The following is a 17,243-nucleotide window of genomic DNA, read 5'->3' as shown; positions in this document are numbered from 1 at the left end:
CATCTGCCGCATTACGGTGCCTTGCGCTCTGCCCGGCGTACCGACGCCGGAATCTCGATCTCGACCTTGGCCGGCACCTGCATCACGCGCAGCTCGCCCCCCACCCATTCCGCCGGCTCCCCATTGATGATGGTGGCGCCCGGCTCGCCGCTGTACGGCCACGGCAGCACCACGCCGCCGGCCGGCGGAATCAGCCCGGCCGACACGGTCAGGGTGAGCTGCTTGTCGTTGCGGACCAGCGCGTAGTTCAGCTGCCCGTTCGGCGTGCGCAGGCCTTGTACACCGACCCCCTTGCCTTCCAGCCAGCGCGACGGCACGCCGGCGGCCAGCACCAGGCTGTCGTCGATGTCGCGGTTGTACGCGAACATGTCCAAGGCCGAGCGCACGAAGTCCGAGGCCACCCACGCATGCGGCAGGTCGCCCAGGAAGAACGGTTTGCGCGGCGTGCGCGAGACCACTTCGGCCCACTGGTTCCAGGGCTGCGGCGCGCGGTCCTTGAAGAAGAACTCGGTCGCCTGCCAGGCGCGGTCACGCCAGCCCAGGCGTACGAAGGCGGCCACGTTGCGCCACTCGTAGGGGGTGTAGTCCTTCCACTCGCGCTTGCCATCCCGACGCGCTTCGAACTCTTTCCAGTACCGCTCGAAGGTGTTGTTCAAGTAAGGCTGGGGCAGGCGACCCTGCTCACCGGCCGGCGCCAGCGCGATGGTGGTCGAGGTTGCATCGAAATCGCCGAGCTCGGCCGAGCCCGGCAGATAGTCGATCCTGTGCTGTGCGGTCGCGGCCAGCAGCGAGGCCTGCAGGTCGTCACGGAACTGGTCGCGCGATTCGCTGATCTGCATCGCCTCCGCCTTGCCCAGCGTGCTGGCGATGATCGCCGCATCCTTGTAGCCCCGCAGCGACCAGAAGTTGTCCCAGTACGAATGCATCGGCTTGGCCGAATAGCCTTCGTGGCTGATCGAGACCGGCATCATCCCGTAGAAGGCCGGGTTGCGGGCGCGGTTCTCCTCGGTGCGCTCGCTCAGGCGCAGCTGCTCCATGTACTGGTAGGCGCCCTGCACATGCGGCCACATCACCTCCAGGAAGGTGGTGTCGCCGGTGTAGCGCCAGTACTCGGCGATGTTGAAGATCAACTCGCCGTGGCTGTCGTTCTCCGGCACCGGGTCGCTGCCGCGCGAATCCACGCAGCACGGCACCTTGCCGTTGTCGAATTGATACGGCGCATACCAGTTCACGTACTGGCGCACCGCATCGCTGCGGCCCATGCGCAGCAGGCCTTCGGAAATCATCGCGCCATCGCGGATCCAGCTGCGCGAATACGAGCGCGTGCCCGGCTGCAGGCTGGGCCCGATGCGCGAGATCAGCATGTGCGCCAGCGAAGTGCGCAGCGTGTCGGCCAGCGGCTTGCCGGCGGCGGGAACCTGCAGCGTCACCTGGTCCAGCTTGGTCCGCCACATCGAGGCGACCTGCTGCTGCGCCTTGGCCGCGTCGAAGGCCGAGGGCATGGTCCAGTTGCCGGTCTGCGGCAGCACGATGGCCACCTCGCGGCTCTGGCCCGGCTCCAGCTTCCAGCGGTAGAGCAGTGCGCCCGAGGCCAGGCCGGTGCCGTCCTTGACCTCTGTGGTGCCCGGCAGCTTGCCGCTGGCCAGGTGGACCACATCGAGCTTGCTGTCGAAGGCGGTGGCGAAGGCGGCATCGGGTGCCTGCGCCGGGTAAAGGCGCGGCTTGCCGTTGACATCCACGTGGGTCGGGTCGAACGACAGGTTGTCGATCCGGCTGACGCCGCCGACGGTGTTGAGGAACTGGGTCGGCGGATTCACCTGCCAGGGGCGCACGGCCAGGGCCAGCGTGTACTCGTGGGCGACCTTGTCCGGGTTGCGCAGGGTGTAGCGCCCGACCAGCTGCGCGTTGTCCGGCGTGCCCTGCACGAAGCCGGTTACCTGCAGGCCGGCCTTGTCGTGGGTCCAGCCGACGTTGGCGATCGGCAGGTAGTCGTCCTGCAGCGACTGGCGGGTGGTGACGTCGGCCCAGCTCAGCAGCTTGTTGTCGACCAGCACGAACGGCTCGACGCTGAAGCTGGATTTGGCCACTTCCAGCGCGCCGTCTTCACCGATCAAGGCCTGCTCGCGGCCGCCATCCAGGCCGAGCAGCGTCCAGTACGGCTGTTCACCGGTGAAACCGCGCGGCACCGAGCCGCGCGGCAGCTCCGCGCCGACCGAGCGGACGAAATCATTCGGGGTCGCGGCGAACTCGAGCGGTTTCAGCGTGATGTCGCGGATGCCGTAGCGCCAGCTCGGGCCGCCTTTCAGGTCGAAGCGCAGGTAGCGCGCTTCGGTATCGGGCAGGGCCAGCCAGTCACGGCCACCGCCGCCGGCGGTCACCTCGCGCACCGTGTTCCAGGCGCGACCGTCGGCCGAGGAACGCACCACGTAGCGCGTGGCCTCCAGCCCGGGCAGCCATTCGATCACCGCCCCACCGAACTCGCGCACCTTGTGCAGGTCCAGGCTGATCGTCTGTTCGGCCACGCCGCCGCTGATCCACACCGTGTCCGGCTTGCCATCGACGATGCGGTTCTGCAGCGCGGTGGCGGTATCGGCGATCACCGACGGGCTCAGCGAGGAGGTATCGGCCGGCGGCAGTCCCTGCAGCGTGAGCCGGTCGAAACAGACCGTGCCCTTGCCGCCCACCTTGCTGTAGATCGTGAACTCCATCGCAGCGCTGCGCTTGAGCGTCTTGTCCGTCTCCGGGCCCCAGGCCTTGTCGATCTGGCGCTTGCGGTACTGCACCGGCGTCCACGCCTTGGGGAACGCGTAGCCGGGCCGGTTGACCCACCACACGTTGTCGCCACTGGCGTCGATCAGTTTGAACTGCAGATCGTTGGCGGGGGAATCACCGCGCAGCTGGAAGCCGAACTGGTAGTTCTCCGGGTACTGGATGCCCAGCTCGCGTCGGATGCCGACGTAGCCGGAGACGTTGTGGAAGTCGTAGTCCAGGCAGAGCGCGCGGCCGCCGCCACTGCCGGCGACGCTGCGCAGCGAACCGCTGACCTGGTCGGAGACGACCAGCTTCCACGGACTCATGTCGTCGAAGCTGTCCAGCACCTTGGGTGCCGGCAACACCGGCGTCGCCGGCGGTGCGGCCGAGGCCGCCAGTGACCAGACCAGACCCAGACCCACCGCGACGACGGCATGCTTCACCCTTTGACACTCCCCAGCAACAGACCTTGGATGTAATAACGCTGCAATGCCAGGAACAGCAGCAGCACCGGAACCACCGTGACCACCGCGCCGGCCATCATCATTTCAACGTCCATGATGTGCTCGCGCGAGAGCGTGGCCAGGGCCACCGGGAGAGTGTAGTGCTCCTGATCGGTCAACACGATCAACGGCCACATGAAATCGTTCCAGGCGGCCATGAAGGTGAAGATCGACAGGGTCACCAGCACCGGCTTGAGCATCGGCAGCACGATCTGGAAGAAGATCCGCAGCTCCCCTGCCCCGTCGATGCGGGCCGCTTCAAGCAGCTCGTCCGGGATCGAACGGGCGTACTGGCGGACCAGGAAGATACCGAACACCGTCGCCAGCGCCGGCACGATCACGCCACCGAAGTTGTTGACCAGGCCCAGCTGCTTCATCAGCAGGAACAGCGGCAGCATCGCCACCTGCGCCGGGATCACCAGCGCGGCCAGCAGCAGCTGGAAGATGCGCTCGCGGCCGGCGAAGCGCAGCTTGGCGAAGGCATAGCCGGCCATGGTGTTGAGCAGCAGCGAGCCGAAGGTGATCGCCAGCGAGACCATCAGGCTGTTGACGAAGTTGTTGGCCATGCCGGTACGCGCGAACAACTCATGGTAGTTCGCGGTCGTCAGCGAGGACGGCAGCAGCGGGGGCGGGAAATGCGCCGCCTCGCCGGTCGGCATGAACGACACCGACAGCATCCACAGCAACGGCGCCAGGCTCAGGACCGCGAGCACCAGCAGGCCGCCATTGACCCACCAGGCATGCCAGCGCGATTGACCGATTTCACGACTCATACCAACTGCCTCTTGCGGCCGAAACGCAGCATGATGCTGGTGACGCCCAGGATGATCAGGAACAGCAGGAACGCCACCGCGGAGGCGCGGCCCAGGTTCCACCACTTGAAGCCTTCTTCAAACATGAAGTACAGCACGCTGACGGTGCTCTGCAGTGGGTCGCCACGCGTCATCACGTAAGGCTCGGCGAACAGCTGGAAGTAGCCGGACACGGTGATCACGCCGACCACCAGCAGCACCGGGCCGAGCATCGGCAGGGTGATGTGCAGGAACTGCTTCCAGCGCGAGGCGCCATCAATGCGGGCGGCCTCGTACAGGTCATGCGGGATCGCCTGCAGGCCGGCCAGGAAGATCACCATGTTGTAGCCGAAGTTCTTCCACACCGCGAACAGCATGATGGTCGGCATCGCCCAGTTCGGGTCGCCGAGCCAATCGATCGGGCTGATGCCCAGATGGCCCAGGCCATAGTTCACCAGGCCGTAGCTGGTATGGAACAGGTAGCGCCAGATCACCGCCACCGCCACCAGGGTGGTCACCACCGGGGCGAACAGCGCGGTGCGGAACAGCGCCTTGAAGCGTGCGGCCGGAGCGTTGAGCAGGATCGCCGCGCCCAGCGACACCGCGATCGACAGCGGTACGCCGACGATCACGAAATACGTCGTGTTCCACAGCGACTTCCAGAACATCGGGGTCTGCAGCAGATCGATGTAATTGCCCAGGCCGACAAAGCGCAGATTGTCCCCATCGGACAATGCATACAGGTCGAAATCGGTGATGCTCAGGGCCAGCGCCGAGAACACCGGCAGGCCGAAGAACACGGCGATGACCAGGATGGCCGGACCGGCGAACATCCAGCCGGCAAGCGAACGCTGCTTCATGGTGCCGCCTCCGTGGCCACGGCACTGGAGTGCTGCCTGTCGCTCACCCCGGAGGATTCCTGGCGGTGCTGCTCATGCATCCAGCGGCGTTTGGCGAGGACCTTGTCCACGCGTGCATCCAGCTCTTTCACTGCTTGATCCTGGTCAAGGCCACCACGCACCACCTGTTCGGTGGTAATCCGCATTTCCTGGGCGATCCGCTCCCACTCCAGCACCTTCGGGGTCGGCTTGACCCGCTCGAGCTGGTCGCGGAACGGCTGCGCCAGTGGATCGTTGGCCAGCGAGGGATACTCCCAGGTGCTGCGCCGCGGCGGCAGATCGCCGATGATCGAATGGAAGCGCTCCTGGATCGCCGGGCGCGACAGGAACTCGATCAGCTTCCACGAGGCTTCCTTCTGCTTCGAATCGCGGAAGATCACCAGGCTGGTCCCGCCGGCGATGCCCGCACCCGGGCCATCCGGACCCGGCAGCGCGGCCGTGCCCCACTGCCCTTCCAGCTCCTTGGGCTGCAGTTTCTTGAACTCGCGGATGTTCCAGGGGCCGGACACGTAGAACACATTGAAGCCCCGGAAGAACTCGTCCCAGACGTTGGAGATCTGCGTCTCGGACATGCGCGGGGCCCAGCCCTGCGCGAACATGTTCTCGTAGAAGCCCAGCGTCCTGCGGAAGCCCGGGCTGCTGAAGTTGCCGCGGGTGTCCTCATCGCGCAGCAGCGGATCGGGCTGCTGCAGGGCGAAGGACAGCTGCTGCTCGAACTCGTTGATCGGCATCAGCACCGCGTAGCGGTTCGGACCCTGCATCTTCTTGATCGCCGCCATCATGTCGTTCCACTCGTCCCAGCTGCGCGGCGGGTGGTCATAGCCGGCCTTGGCCAGCAGGTCCTTGCGGTAGTACAGCAGGCGCGTATCCACGTACCACGGCACGCCGACCAGCTCGCCATGGATCACGTTGGTATCCCAGATACCCTGGAAGTAATCGGCCGGGTCCACCACCTTCGACTGCGCCACGTAGGGCTGCAGCGGCGTCAGGGTGTTGAGTTCGGCGAATTCGGGAATCCAGGTATTGCCCAGCTGGCACACGTCCGGCAGCCCTTCTGCGGCGAACGCGGTCAGCAGCTTTTCATGCGCGGCCGTCCAGGGGATGTTCTGCACATCGACATGGATGCCCGGGTTTTCGGCCTCGAACTCGCGAACCAGACCGGTGACGACTTCAGCCTCGCGACCCATCGCCCAGAAACGCACGGTCACTCCTTCCGGTTCCTTCCGGCAGGCACTCAACAACAGGCTGCCGACGATCAGCAGCAACAGACTCAACCCCAGCTTCGGGCGCGACGACGATGGCACTGCTTACTTCCCCTGCTGCTGGTTGCGGTTCGAATTGGAATTGTTCTTCTGTTCCTGGGCTGCTGCCGCGCGCGATTCGGCGATGCCGACCGAGCGCGCCGAGGCGGCCTTTTCATCTTTCTGCAGTTCCATCGGCTGGTCCTCGCCTTCCGGCGTCAGCCAGCCACCGGTGAAGCCGGCGCGTTCCAGGCCCTTGCGGATGTGCGGATTCTTCTTCATCACATCCCAGACGAAATCATTCCGGTAGTTGGCGATCATGGTCAGGATCGGGCCCTGGTCGATGCCGATGTAATCACTGGCCACCCAGCCGCGATCCGGGACCAGGCGACCGGTCTTGATCGGGATGTCGTAGTTGAAGCTGGGATTGAACGAATCCAGGAAGCCGTAACTGGAATAGATGTAGTCGCCGTAGCGCTTGTGCATCTCCACCGCCGCCGGGATCACCTCTTCCGGGGCGAACACGATCGAGGAGATCGCCGCGGTCGGCGCGATGGTGCCGTCATCGAAGTTCTCGCGCAGGCCGGCGCCGCGCGAAGAGTAATGGCGGAACTGGCGCTGCTCGCCGCGGTATTCCTGGGTGGTGTTCTGCGGGCCGTCGCTGGCGGTGAGGCCCCACACGTTCTGGCCGTAATCCTTCCAGTTCATCGGGTTGGCGATCGCGTATTCGCGCTGCGCCAGGGCCGCCGAGCGGCTGTTGAGGAAGTAGGTGCTGCCCCGCTCGCGCATGTAGGCATCCTGGATGTCGCGGAAGTCGACCCACACATGCGTGTACTGATGGCCGAACAGCGGACCGAAGGACAGGTATTCCTGGCCCTGGTAGACGCCCCAGTCGTTGTCGTAGGTACGCGTCCAGACCGTCCAGGCGTCCGGGCTGACCGGATGGGTCGGCGAGCCGAGCGCGAGGATGTAGACCATCATCGCCTCGTTGTAGCCCATCCAGTCGTGATCGATGAAGCCGCTCTCGGGGAACCAGCCCATCGAGATCAGCGGCGCACGCTGCTGCAGCCACGGCCAGTCCACGCGCTTGTACAGCGTGTCGGCGATCTCGCGGATCTCTTTTTCGCGCGCGTCGTCACCGTCGTAATAGGACTGCGCGAACAGCACGCCCATCATCAGCAGCGCGGTATCCACGCTGGAGAGTTCCACCCAGCTGTCGTAGCGGCGGCCTTCCTGCATGTCCAGGAAGTGGTAGTAGAAGCCTTTGTAGCCGCCCTTGCCGGTGCGCTGCGGGCCCATCGGCAGGTCGCGGAAGAACTTCAGCGTCAGCAGGGTGCGGTCGATCGCCTGGTTGCGGCTGACCCAGCCGTTCTCGATGCCGATCGGATAGGCGGTCAGCGCGTAACCCACCGAAGCGATGCTGGCGAACGGACGCGACGGGTAACGGTCCGGGCTGAGCCCGTTGACCTCGTTGGTGGTATCCCAGAAGAACTGGAAGGTGCGGCGTTCGATATCGTCGAACAGCGGCGGCAGCTCCGGCTTCATCGGCCGCGGCGGCACATCCGCCTCGACCAGAATCACGGGCGGCTTCGGCTTGGCCGGCTCCTGCTGGGCCTGCGGCTGACAGGCAGCGGCGGCGAGACTGATCGTCGCAGCGGTCAACAGGTGGCGTGCCTGCATGGGCCAACTCCTTGTGCGGTGTTCGTGACTGGGAAGCATAACGTCCAATGACCTGAAATCGTTTACAGAACGCCGCTTTAAAAAACCACGCATGCGTGGTCGAAAGCGGCGGGTCATTGCCCAGGCCGCTGCCACCCTCCGTGGCACCGGCCTGGACAATGGACTGGCCCGAGGGCCAGCCATTGCCATGAAACCGGCCCCGTCCGAGGACGGGGCCGTTGCTGCATCAGAAGCGGAAGCCGACTTCGGCCTTGACCTGACGCGGAGTACCGATGATGTCGCCGGTCTCGTTGTAGCTGGCCTGCAGCTTGCCGTTGGTCTTCACGTAGTTGTAGGTGGAGAAGTTGTCGAAGTTGAACACGTTGATGATGTCGATGCGCGCGTACAGCTCGGTCTCGCCCGGCATCTTGAACGTCTTCGTCGCCTGCAGATCGACCGAACGGTAGCCGAAGATCTTGCCACCCACCAGGAACTTGCCATTGGCGTTGGGCACAGCTGCCTGCGGGGTCGGCAGGTTGTAGCCACTGGCCTGCGGCACCGGGTACCAGTCGTTGACGGCGGTCGGGGTGGCCAGGGTGACCTTGCCACCGAAGGTGATGCCCCAGAAGCCCGCGTACGAACCGGTGACCACCAGGCGGTGGCGCGGCGCGCCGTTGGAGCGGATGGTCGGATAGTCTTCGATCAGGCCGCGGTCAAACGCGTACTTCTCGTTGATGTCACGGTTGTGGCGCGCGGTGGTCCAGGTGTAGGCCACCGAGGTGCCCCAGCCGCTTTCCTGGGTGAACGGCTTCTGCGCCGACAGCAGGACCTGGGTCGCACGGGTCTTGATGCCCTGCTGGCCGATGATCAGGCTGCCGAAGCCCGGCACGTTGCAGCTCCAGGCCTGGCTCAGGCCCGGGTCGGTGCCGCCACACAGGCGCGGGTCATCGAAGAACTGGCCGGTCGGGTAACGGTTGCCCAGGGTGAAGGCGAAGCCGTCGTAGCTCAGGGTGCGGGAAATGGTCGCATCGGTCAGCCAGTCACCGACCTGGTTGCTCATGCCGAAGCTGAACTGATCCGAGTACGGCACCTTGAGGTTGTTGTTCAGCAGGTCGACTTCCAGACCGGCATTGCTGGTCGAACCGACCAGGGCCTGCAGGTTGCCGATGCCGTTGAGCAGGTTCGGGTTCCAGTCATAGCAGGCGGCCTGGCCGTCGATGCAGGTGCCGGTGCCCGGGTTGCGGAAGTAGATGGTCGGCTGCGGCAGGGCCAGCTTGGTGGTTTCCAGCTGCAGGTTGTCGAACAGATCGCGGTCATACGAACGACCGGCACCACCGTGGAACACGTGCTGCTCGTCGGCGTTGAGGTCATACGAGAAGCCCAGGCGCGGCTGCCAGGCATCCTTGAACGCCTTGCGGTTGTGGCCGTTGCTGATGTAGTCGCCGATGTTCAGGCCACCCAGTGCCAGCGAATCGGCGTAGGTCTGGCCAGCGGCCGCACGCGGATCCTGCGAGTAGATCGCGTCGACCACCTGCTGCGGGGTCACGAAGTCCAGGTAGGACGGGGTCTTCTCGTAGTCCCAACGCAGGCCAAGGTTCAGCTGCAGATGGTCGTTGACCTGCCAATCGTCCTGGATGAAGAGGCCGATCTGCTTGGACTTCGAGCGCACTTCGCCCGACACGCCCGACACGCCGGTCACCGGCTTGACGAACTGCGCCTTGTACGGAATGGAAGACGGGAAGTCCGGATCACCCAGGCTGTAGGTGAAGGTCGGATTGATCTGCGCGGCATCGGATGCGTACAGGTCGATCTGCTTGTACTTGGCACCCATCTTGATCGTGTGGTCACCCTGCCACTCGATGCCGTCCAGGGTCAGGTTGTCTTCGATCGACCAGCCCTTCTGGCCCTTCACCTGCGAATCCAGCGCCGATGCGCCACCGATCTTCACCACGGTGCGGTCTTCGGTGCCGTCCGGTGCGGTGTAGGTGATGCCGTTGGCCAGGGTCAGCGGGGTCGGGTTGTTGAACGAATCTTCGTGGGTGACCATCAGCTCGTTGTAGTAACGCTCGCCGCTGTGGTTCCAGCGCAGGGCGTAACGACGGTCGGTGTTGACCACTTCGCGGCCGGCTTCCGGCGCGGTCTGGCCACTGAACTGCGACTGGGTTTCATCACGGTCCTGGAAGGTCAGCTCGATGCGATCGTTGTCGGTCGGCTCGAAGTCGATCTTGCCGAAGATCAGATCCTGCTGGAACGGCTGGCTGGCCGGGCCGAGGCCTGCGGCGCCGTCGGCCGGCAGCAGGCCGGCGGCACTGCTCACCGCGCCGTCCGGCGCGATGGTGACCGGCAGGTCGAAGCGCTTGGCTTCATAGGTCACGAAGAAGTGGGCCTTGTCCTGGATGATCGGGCCACCCAATGCAAAACCGTATTCCTTCTCGGCCGATGCCTCTTTCGTCTGGCCAGCCTGACGCTCGGCCGGGGTCTTGGCGCGCATGTCTTCGTTGGTGTAACGGTAGAAGGTTTCACCCTTGAACTCGTTGGTACCGGACTTGGTGGCCGCGGTCACGGCCGCGCTCGACACCTGGCCGTACTCGGCCTTGTAGTTGCCGCTGATGACCTTGTATTCACCGATCGCCAGCTGCGGGAACGGGTTGCCGGCGCTGCCGGACTGGCCGGCGACGCCGCCGCCCTTGACGTAGCTCTTCTGGCCCACGCCGTCGATGTAGACGTTGGTGCCATCGGAGTTGGTGGCGCCGCCACGCAGGGAGGTATTGCCCTTGGCATCACGGGTGAAGATCAGGCCCGGAACCGCGTCGGCGAATTCCAGGAAGTTGCGCGACACCTGCGGGGTGGTCTGGATCTGCTGCAGGCTGACGGTCTTGCCCACTTCGGAGGTGCGCACTTCCTGCAGCAGGGTCGGCGCAATGACGTTGACCGTGTCCAGGTTGGTGGCGTTGGCGGTGCTGCCGTTGGCCGGCGCGCCGCTGAAGTTCAGGGTCGCGGTCGAGGCCACGGTGACCGTCACCTTCTGCGTCTGGCCATTGGCCACGACGTTGTAGGTGCCCGGGTCCAGGCCCATCAGCGAGTAGCTGCCATCGGCACGGGTGGTGGCGCGGCGCACGGTGCCGCTGGCCACGTTGGTGGCGGTGACTTCGGTGCCGGCGGCAGCCTCGGCGACCTGGCCGCGCAGCGACGAGGTGGCCGACTGTGCCATCACGGTCGGGGCGGCGCCCAGCATCAGGCAGGTGACCAGCGCGCTGGACAACAGACTGCGTGCGGGCGCGCGGTTGCGGTGATTGGAATACGTCATGTAACTCTCCGGGTGGTGGTGGCCGTCTTTGCGGCCCCTGTCGTTTTATGTGGTGCGTTGTTTTAGGGCGTCACGACCAACGGTCGCGACCTACTGCTCGGTTCTGGCTTTGCTCGAATCACGCACGATCAGGGTCGGCACGAGCGTCTGCTTGTCGCCGGCCCCTTCTGTGTTGTTGCCATCCATCAACTGCAACAGGCGCGTCGCGGCCTTATCGCCGAGGTCGGCGATACTCACCTGCATCGTCGTCAACGACGGGTGAACGAAACGTGCCAGCGGAATGTCATCGAAACCCGCCAAGGCGACATCGGTCGGCACGCGGACACCTGCCTGCGCGAACGCATACAGACACCCCAGCGCCATCATGTCGTTGGCGGCGAACACCGCATCGGGCAGCGTGCCGGCTGCCAGCAACTCCTGTCCGGCGCGATGGCCGGAAGCTTCGTCAAAGTCACCGGGCAACTCGATACCTTGGGCAGCATCGCCGAAGGCCGCCAGCGCATCGCGGAAACCGCGCAGGCGCTCACGGGCGTCGTAGTTGAGGTCCGGACCGGAAATGAAGGCGATGCGTCGATGCCCGACATCCAGCAGGTGGCGGGTCATCGTCATCGCACCGGCATGGTCATCGATGCTCAGCACCGGATGATCCTGCTCGGGCAGATAGGTGTTGATCAGCACCGTGGGCAGCGCCTGCGGGAGGTTGTCGGTGAGGAAGCCCGGGCTCTCGGCATACGGCGAGAGCACCAGCAACCCATCGACACGACCGCGCATGGCACGCAGGGCCGCGCCCTGCTGCTCCTGGTCACCGTGGTAACTGGACACGAGCAGATGCTGGCGACGCTCGCGGGCCACCCCATCGATGCCGCGCATCAGTTCGGAGAAGAATTCGCCATAGAGATCGGGCAACACCACGCCAATGGTGTTGGTCCGTCGGCTGCTCAGGCTCCGGGCCGCTGCGTGCGGGGTGTAGCGCAGTCGCGCCGCTACCTCCAGCACCAGCTTGCGCACGGGCTCGGCAACATTTTCATGGCCATTGAGTGCGCGCGAGACCGTGGCAACAGAGACACGGGCCTCACGGGCGACATCTTTGATAGTGATCGCTGCCTTGTTCACTTCGCCGCCCTCCACGGCTTAGAGATCTGGGCTTGGCGCGGAATGTAAGCGTTTTCAAACCCGGATGTAAACACTACGTTAGCCTCATGTCGTACGGCGGTAACCAAAAGCTGTCCATGGCGGCCCCTTTCGGGACTGGCCAGGACAAGGCGGGACAAGGGTTTCAGCGGTTTTTGACCGGTGTCTCGGCACGGATGGACAACGCGTGGATATCGGTCTCCATCATCGTCCCCAGGGCCGCATAGACGGCCCGATGGCGCGCCAGCGGCAGCTTTCCTTCGAAGGCCGCGCTGACCACGTGTACCTTGAAATGGCCGCGGCCGTCCCGCGCGCCCTCGTGGCCGGCGTGGCGGTGGCTGTCGTCCTTGACCTCCAGCAGCTCGGGATCCAGCGCCTGCTGCAGGGCCTCGCGGATGCGCTCGACCCGGTTCATGGCAGGACCTTGCGAAACGGGCGGACCTGGACGCGCACGTAGACGCCCGCCTCTACATAAGGATCGGCGGCGGCCCAGTCCTGGGCCTGGGTCAGCGAATCGAACGCGGCGATGACCACGCTGCCGCTGAAGCCGGCCGGGCCGGGGTCTTCGCTGTCGATGGCCGGGCACGGGCCGGCCAGCAGCAGCCGACCTTCATCCTGCAGGGCCTGCAGCCGGGCCAGATGAGCCGGGCGCGATGCCAGACGGGCGGCCAGCACATCGGTGCCGTCATAGCCTTCAATCACATACCACACGGGCAACTCCGAGGTCTTGTTGAATCGAACCCGGGCATTCTAGCGGGGCTGGCTGGACACTGGCGCGGCAACCCCGTAGTCTTATGTCCATTGCACGTGGCTGGACGCAGCGCCCCGTCGGCACCCGGCTCCACCGCCAGCCGACGACCGACCCACTGCCCCACACCAGCACACGTAGACGACCTCCCCGTAGTTCTGTCGCTGCCCATCGCGGCGCGCCTTGCTGTTTGAAGTGTGGAATCGCGCCGACCCAGGCGTGTCATGGCTTGCCATCCTGCCGCCCGGCACCGTTCCGGACGCTGGCATGGTGCGGCGACCGGTCCGTTGCAATACTGACGTCTATTTGATGACTGCCGAACTCGCGCTCGACGCGAACCCGCCAACCCGAGTGCCCGCCCCACAGCAGCAGGAAATGCCGCTGGCCGTGGTGCATGGACAGCCGGTCCTGCAGATTCCGCAGGACCTGTACATCCCGCCGGACGCGCTGGAAGTCATCCTGGATGCCTTCGAGGGTCCACTGGACCTGCTGCTGTACCTGATCCGCCGGCAGAACCTCGACATCCTGGACATCCCGGTCGCCGAGATCACCCGCCAGTACGTCGAGTACATCAACGTCATGCAGGAGCTGCGCTTCGAACTGGCGGCCGAGTACCTGGTGATGGCGGCGATCCTGGCCGAAGTGAAATCGCGGATGCTGTTGCCGCGGCCGCCCAGCATCGAGGGCGAGGAAGCCGATCCGCGTGCCGAGCTGGTGCGCCGGCTGCAGGAGTACGAACGTTTCAAGCAGGCCGCCGAGGACATCGACAGCCTGCCCCGCCAGGACCGCGACACCACCGTGGTCCATGCCTTCGTCCCCGACCGCGCGGCCGTCAAGCTGCCGCCGCCGGTGGACCTGAAGGAAATGCTGATGGCGCTGCACGACGTGCTCAAGCGCGCCGAGCTGTTCACCGGCCACGCGATCAAACGCGAGGCGCTGAGCGTGCGCCAGCGGATGGGCGATGTGCTGGGTCGTCTGGAAGACGGCAGGTTCTACCGGTTTGAAACGCTGTTCACCGCCGAAGAAGGCAAGCTGGGGGTGCTGGTCACCTTCCTCGCCCTGCTCGAACTGGCCAAGGAACAGCTGCTGGACATCGTCCAGGAAGCTCCGCTGGCGCCGATCTACGTCAAGTCCCTGGCCGCCGGCAACACCAACGAACCGCTGCAGTTCAACAGCGAGTTCGATGACAACGACGCCGCCAACGAATCCGACTGAGCACCCGACCCACGCATGGATCAACCGCTGATCAACCGTATTGTCGAAGGCGCCCTGCTGGCGGCCAGCGAGCCGTTGACGCTGGCGCAGCTGCAGGGCCTGTTCCCGGAAGAGGAACCGGCCCCGCCGGGCAGCATCGAACGCGCGCTGGAACTGCTGCGCGACGGCTGCCAGGACCGCGGCGTGGAACTGGTCGAGGTGGCCTCCGGCTTCCGCTTCCAGGTCACCAGCGAAGTGCATGGCTACATCACCCGGCTGTGGACCGAACGCAAGACCCGCTACACCCGTGCCACCCTGGAAACGCTGGCGCTGATCGCCTACCGCCAGCCGATCACCCGCGGCGAGATCGAGCAGGTGCGCGGCGTGGCGGTCAGCAGCAACATCATCCAGGCACTGGAAGAGCGCGAATGGATCCGCGTGATCGGCCACCGCGACGTGCCCGGCAAGCCGGCGCTGTTCGGCACCACCAAGGGCTTCCTGGATTATTTCGGGCTCAAGCGCCTGGACGAACTGCCGCCGCTGTCCGAGCTGCGCGACCTGGGTGAGCTGGAGCCGCAGCTGCCGCTGGACAACGAAGGTCAACCGGCCGGTCGCCTGGCTGCCGGTGCTGCGACACCGGATGCCGAGCTGGACAGCGACGCAGCCAATGACGATGCCACTCCGGCGCCGGCGGACCTGGCCGACGCGATGGACCCTGCAGAACCGGCCGACCCGGCCGACCCGCTGGACCCTGCTGCCGCCCGCCTGGCTGCCCGCGTGGCGCTGGCCTCGGCGCGGCTGGCGGAGCAACCGGCAGAGCCGGACAATAACGAGGCTTCCGCCGATGCGGACGCCTTCGACACCCCATCCCATGCGCCGTTGTCGCTTGCCGACGACGACGCGGATACGACCGCCAGCGATGGCGAACCCGATACCGCGCCGGGAGAGCGCGCGGCGCCCCAGAACGAAACCGAAAACAACGCCGTCGCGAAGACGACCGTGGCTGTTGACGAAGCCGATCCCGAACCAGAGGCCGACGCACCCGTTGCCGGCCGGAGCCAAGTAAATGAGTGACACCCCCCGCAAGCCATCGTTGAACAAGCTTTCGCTCAAGCGCGAAACCGCCTCCGAACAGCCCAAGCTGGAAGAGCGCCTGCACAAAGTCCTGGCGCAGGCCGGCCTGGGTTCGCGCCGCGCGCTCGAACAGCGCATCGCCGATGGCCTGGTCAAGGTCAACGGTGAGGTCGCGCAGACCGGCCAGTCGATCAAGAGCGGCGACAAGGTCGAGCTGGACGGCCGTGGTTTCGTCGCCACCGCACTGACCGAAACCTCCCGCGTGCTGGCCTACAACAAGCCCGAAGGCGAAGTGACCACGCGCGAAGACCCCGAAGGTCGCCCGACCGTGTTCGAAGCGCTGCCTGCCCTCAAGGGCGCGCGCTGGATCGCGATCGGCCGCCTGGACATCAACACCACCGGCCTGCTGCTGGCGACCACCGACGGTGAGCTGGCCAACGCGATGATGCACCCCTCCTACGAGGTCGAGCGCGAGTACGTCGTGCGCGTGCGTGCACCGGAAGGCGAAGAGAAAGTGCCGGACAGCATCGTCGACCGCCTCGCCCGCGGCGTGGCGCTGGAAGACGGCCCGGCCAAGTTCGACGAGATCGAACGCATCGGCGGCACCGATTCGCACGACTGGTTCCGCGTGGTCGTCAAGGAAGGCCGCAACCGCGAAGTCCGCCGCCTGTGGGAATCGCAGGGTTGCCAGGTCAGCCGCCTGAAGCGCACCCGCTACGGCAAGGTCAGCCTGCCGCGCGAACTGCTGCGCGGCCAGTCGGTCGAGCTGCCGGCCAAGCAGGTCGAAGCCCTGCGCGCCGAACTGAAGCTGGAAGAAGGCGCGCCGTCGGCGCTGACCCTGCAGCCGGTGATCGGCCAGCGTCGTGCCGCCAAGACCACCGTGCGCGTCTCGCGCGACGGCGGCCGAGGCAACGCCTACGTCAACGGCCACAACTCGGCCGATGAAGGCCGCGAACTGCGTCGTTTCGACAACGTGCGCGAAGAGCGCGGCCGTGGCCGCGGTGGCAAGGGTGGCGGCTTCAAGGGTGGCCTGACGGTCAGCGGCGAAGCCGCTGCCAAGCAGTCGCAGCGCCCGTTCAAGGCCCGCCCGGACAAGGGCAACCGCGCGCTTCCGGAAGGCAACCCGGCCGCGTTCCGCAGCTGGTACGTGCCGGACGGTGTCAGCACCGGCCCGAGCGGCCACCGCAATGCCGGCCCGGGCGCTGCCCGTGGTCCCGGCGCGCGTGGTCCGGGTGCCGGCGCCGGTGCCGGCGGCCAGGGCCGTCCGTATGGCAAGCCGAAGGGTCCGGGTGGCGCAGGCGGCCCGGGGCGCGGCAGCTACGGCGGCGGCGCTGAAGGTCGCGGCGGCTATGCCGGCGGTGGCGAAAGCCGCGGCGGTTACGGCGGCCAGGGCCGTCCGGCCGGTCCGGGCGGCGGTGGCAACCGCGGTGCCCAGGGTGGCCAGGGTCCGTCCCGCCATCCGTACGGCCATCCGGGCAATGCCCCGAGCTTCCCGTCCGATCACGCCAATCCGGGCGCCAGCCCGTACGGCAGCGCGCGTCCGGCGGGCAACCGCGGTCCGGGTGGTCCGGGTGGCAACCGTGGTCCGGGTGGCCCCGGTGCACGGGGTCCGGGTGGCGCCAGTGCGCGCGGCCCCGGCGGTCCCGGTGGCAACCGCGGTCCGGGTGGTCCGGGCGGCAACCGTGGCCCGGGTGGCCCCGGTGCTCGCGGTCCCGGTGGCCCGGGTGGTCGTCCCGGTGGCAATCGCGGCCCGGGTGGCGGCGGTCACCGTGGTGGCGGCCCGCGCGGCGGCTGATCACTGATACGCTGAGATCAAAAAACCCCGGCTCAGGCCGGGGTTTTTCGTTGGGTCCACGCGGGCCGCGATCAACCCGGTCCTGTAGAGCCACCCCATGGGTGGCTACGCGTCATGGGGTGGCTGCGCGTCATGCCGGAGACGGTGGTG

12 protein-coding genes are annotated in these 17,243 nt (G+C 66.2%); 3 read left to right on the top strand and 9 right to left on the bottom strand.

What is annotated here, in order from left to right; translation table 11 throughout:
* Window positions 1-11: 11 nt before the first annotated feature.
* The 9 genes from ABE434_RS06165 to ABE434_RS06125 all read right to left on the bottom strand — a co-directional run bounded on the left by ABE434_RS06165 (window position 12) and on the right by ABE434_RS06125 (window position 12,993).
* Window positions 12-3,194, bottom strand: a complete 3,183-nt coding sequence (locus ABE434_RS06165; protein ID WP_346478197.1) for a discoidin domain-containing protein — start codon at window positions 3,192-3,194, stop codon at window positions 12-14.
* A complete protein-coding gene (locus tag ABE434_RS06160) occupies window positions 3,191-4,027 on the bottom strand; it encodes a carbohydrate ABC transporter permease (protein ID WP_176989448.1) in 837 nt (278 codons plus the stop codon). The genes ABE434_RS06165 and ABE434_RS06160 overlap by 4 nt, the downstream gene beginning before the upstream one ends.
* A complete protein-coding gene (locus tag ABE434_RS06155; RefSeq protein WP_176989447.1) occupies window positions 4,024-4,905 on the bottom strand; it encodes a sugar ABC transporter permease in 882 nt (293 codons plus the stop codon). The genes ABE434_RS06160 and ABE434_RS06155 overlap by 4 nt, the downstream gene beginning before the upstream one ends.
* Complete coding sequence (locus ABE434_RS06150) at window positions 4,902-6,218, bottom strand: sugar ABC transporter substrate-binding protein (protein ID WP_346478196.1); 1,317 nt, start codon at window positions 6,216-6,218, stop codon at window positions 4,902-4,904. Before ABE434_RS06150 ends, ABE434_RS06155 begins: the two co-directional genes overlap by 4 nt.
* A gap of 33 nt (window positions 6,219-6,251) precedes the next feature.
* On the bottom strand, window positions 6,252-7,865 hold the full coding sequence (locus tag ABE434_RS06145) for a glucoamylase family protein (RefSeq protein ID WP_176989446.1): 1,614 nt from the start codon (window positions 7,863-7,865) through the stop codon (window positions 6,252-6,254).
* A gap of 226 nt (window positions 7,866-8,091) precedes the next feature.
* A complete protein-coding gene (locus ABE434_RS06140) occupies window positions 8,092-11,151 on the bottom strand; it encodes a TonB-dependent receptor (protein WP_346478195.1) in 3,060 nt (1,019 codons plus the stop codon).
* A gap of 90 nt (window positions 11,152-11,241) precedes the next feature.
* On the bottom strand, window positions 11,242-12,279 hold the full coding sequence (locus tag ABE434_RS06135) for a LacI family DNA-binding transcriptional regulator (protein ID WP_346478194.1): 1,038 nt from the start codon (window positions 12,277-12,279) through the stop codon (window positions 11,242-11,244).
* 148 nt (window positions 12,280-12,427) lie between these two features.
* Window positions 12,428-12,697 carry a BolA family protein gene (locus ABE434_RS06130; RefSeq protein ID WP_070470362.1) on the bottom strand — a complete coding sequence of 90 codons (270 nt, stop codon included), beginning with the start codon at window positions 12,695-12,697 and terminating at the stop codon, window positions 12,428-12,430.
* Entirely contained in the window at window positions 12,694-12,993 is a 300-nt protein-coding gene (locus ABE434_RS06125) for a YciI family protein (RefSeq protein ID WP_088434706.1), read from the bottom strand. Before ABE434_RS06125 ends, ABE434_RS06130 begins: the two co-directional genes overlap by 4 nt.
* A 220-nt stretch (window positions 12,994-13,213) precedes the next feature.
* On the opposite strand from ABE434_RS06125, the gene ABE434_RS06120 reads away from it, so the two are divergent.
* The 3 genes from ABE434_RS06120 to ABE434_RS06110 are packed head-to-tail and all read left to right on the top strand — an operon-like array spanning window position 13,214 to window position 17,093.
* Window positions 13,214-14,245: a ScpA family protein gene (locus tag ABE434_RS06120; RefSeq protein WP_176989443.1), complete on the top strand. Its 1,032-nt coding sequence runs from the start codon at window positions 13,214-13,216 to the stop codon at window positions 14,243-14,245.
* Window positions 14,246-14,260: 15 nt separating this feature from the next.
* On the top strand, window positions 14,261-15,298 hold the full coding sequence (gene scpB / locus ABE434_RS06115) for an SMC-Scp complex subunit ScpB (RefSeq protein WP_346478193.1): 1,038 nt from the start codon (window positions 14,261-14,263) through the stop codon (window positions 15,296-15,298).
* A complete protein-coding gene (locus ABE434_RS06110; RefSeq protein WP_176989441.1) occupies window positions 15,291-17,093 on the top strand; it encodes a pseudouridine synthase in 1,803 nt (600 codons plus the stop codon). The genes scpB and ABE434_RS06110 overlap by 8 nt, the downstream gene beginning before the upstream one ends.
* Window positions 17,094-17,243: the final 150 nt, after the last annotated feature.

Origin of the sequence: Stenotrophomonas sp. TWI1183 (assembly GCF_039673115.1) — a bacterium.
GTDB lineage: Bacteria > Pseudomonadota > Gammaproteobacteria > Xanthomonadales > Xanthomonadaceae > Stenotrophomonas > Stenotrophomonas maltophilia_AA.
The sequence above is the reverse complement of the archived record's forward strand: the minus strand, read 5'-3'. Positions and strand labels throughout refer to the sequence as shown.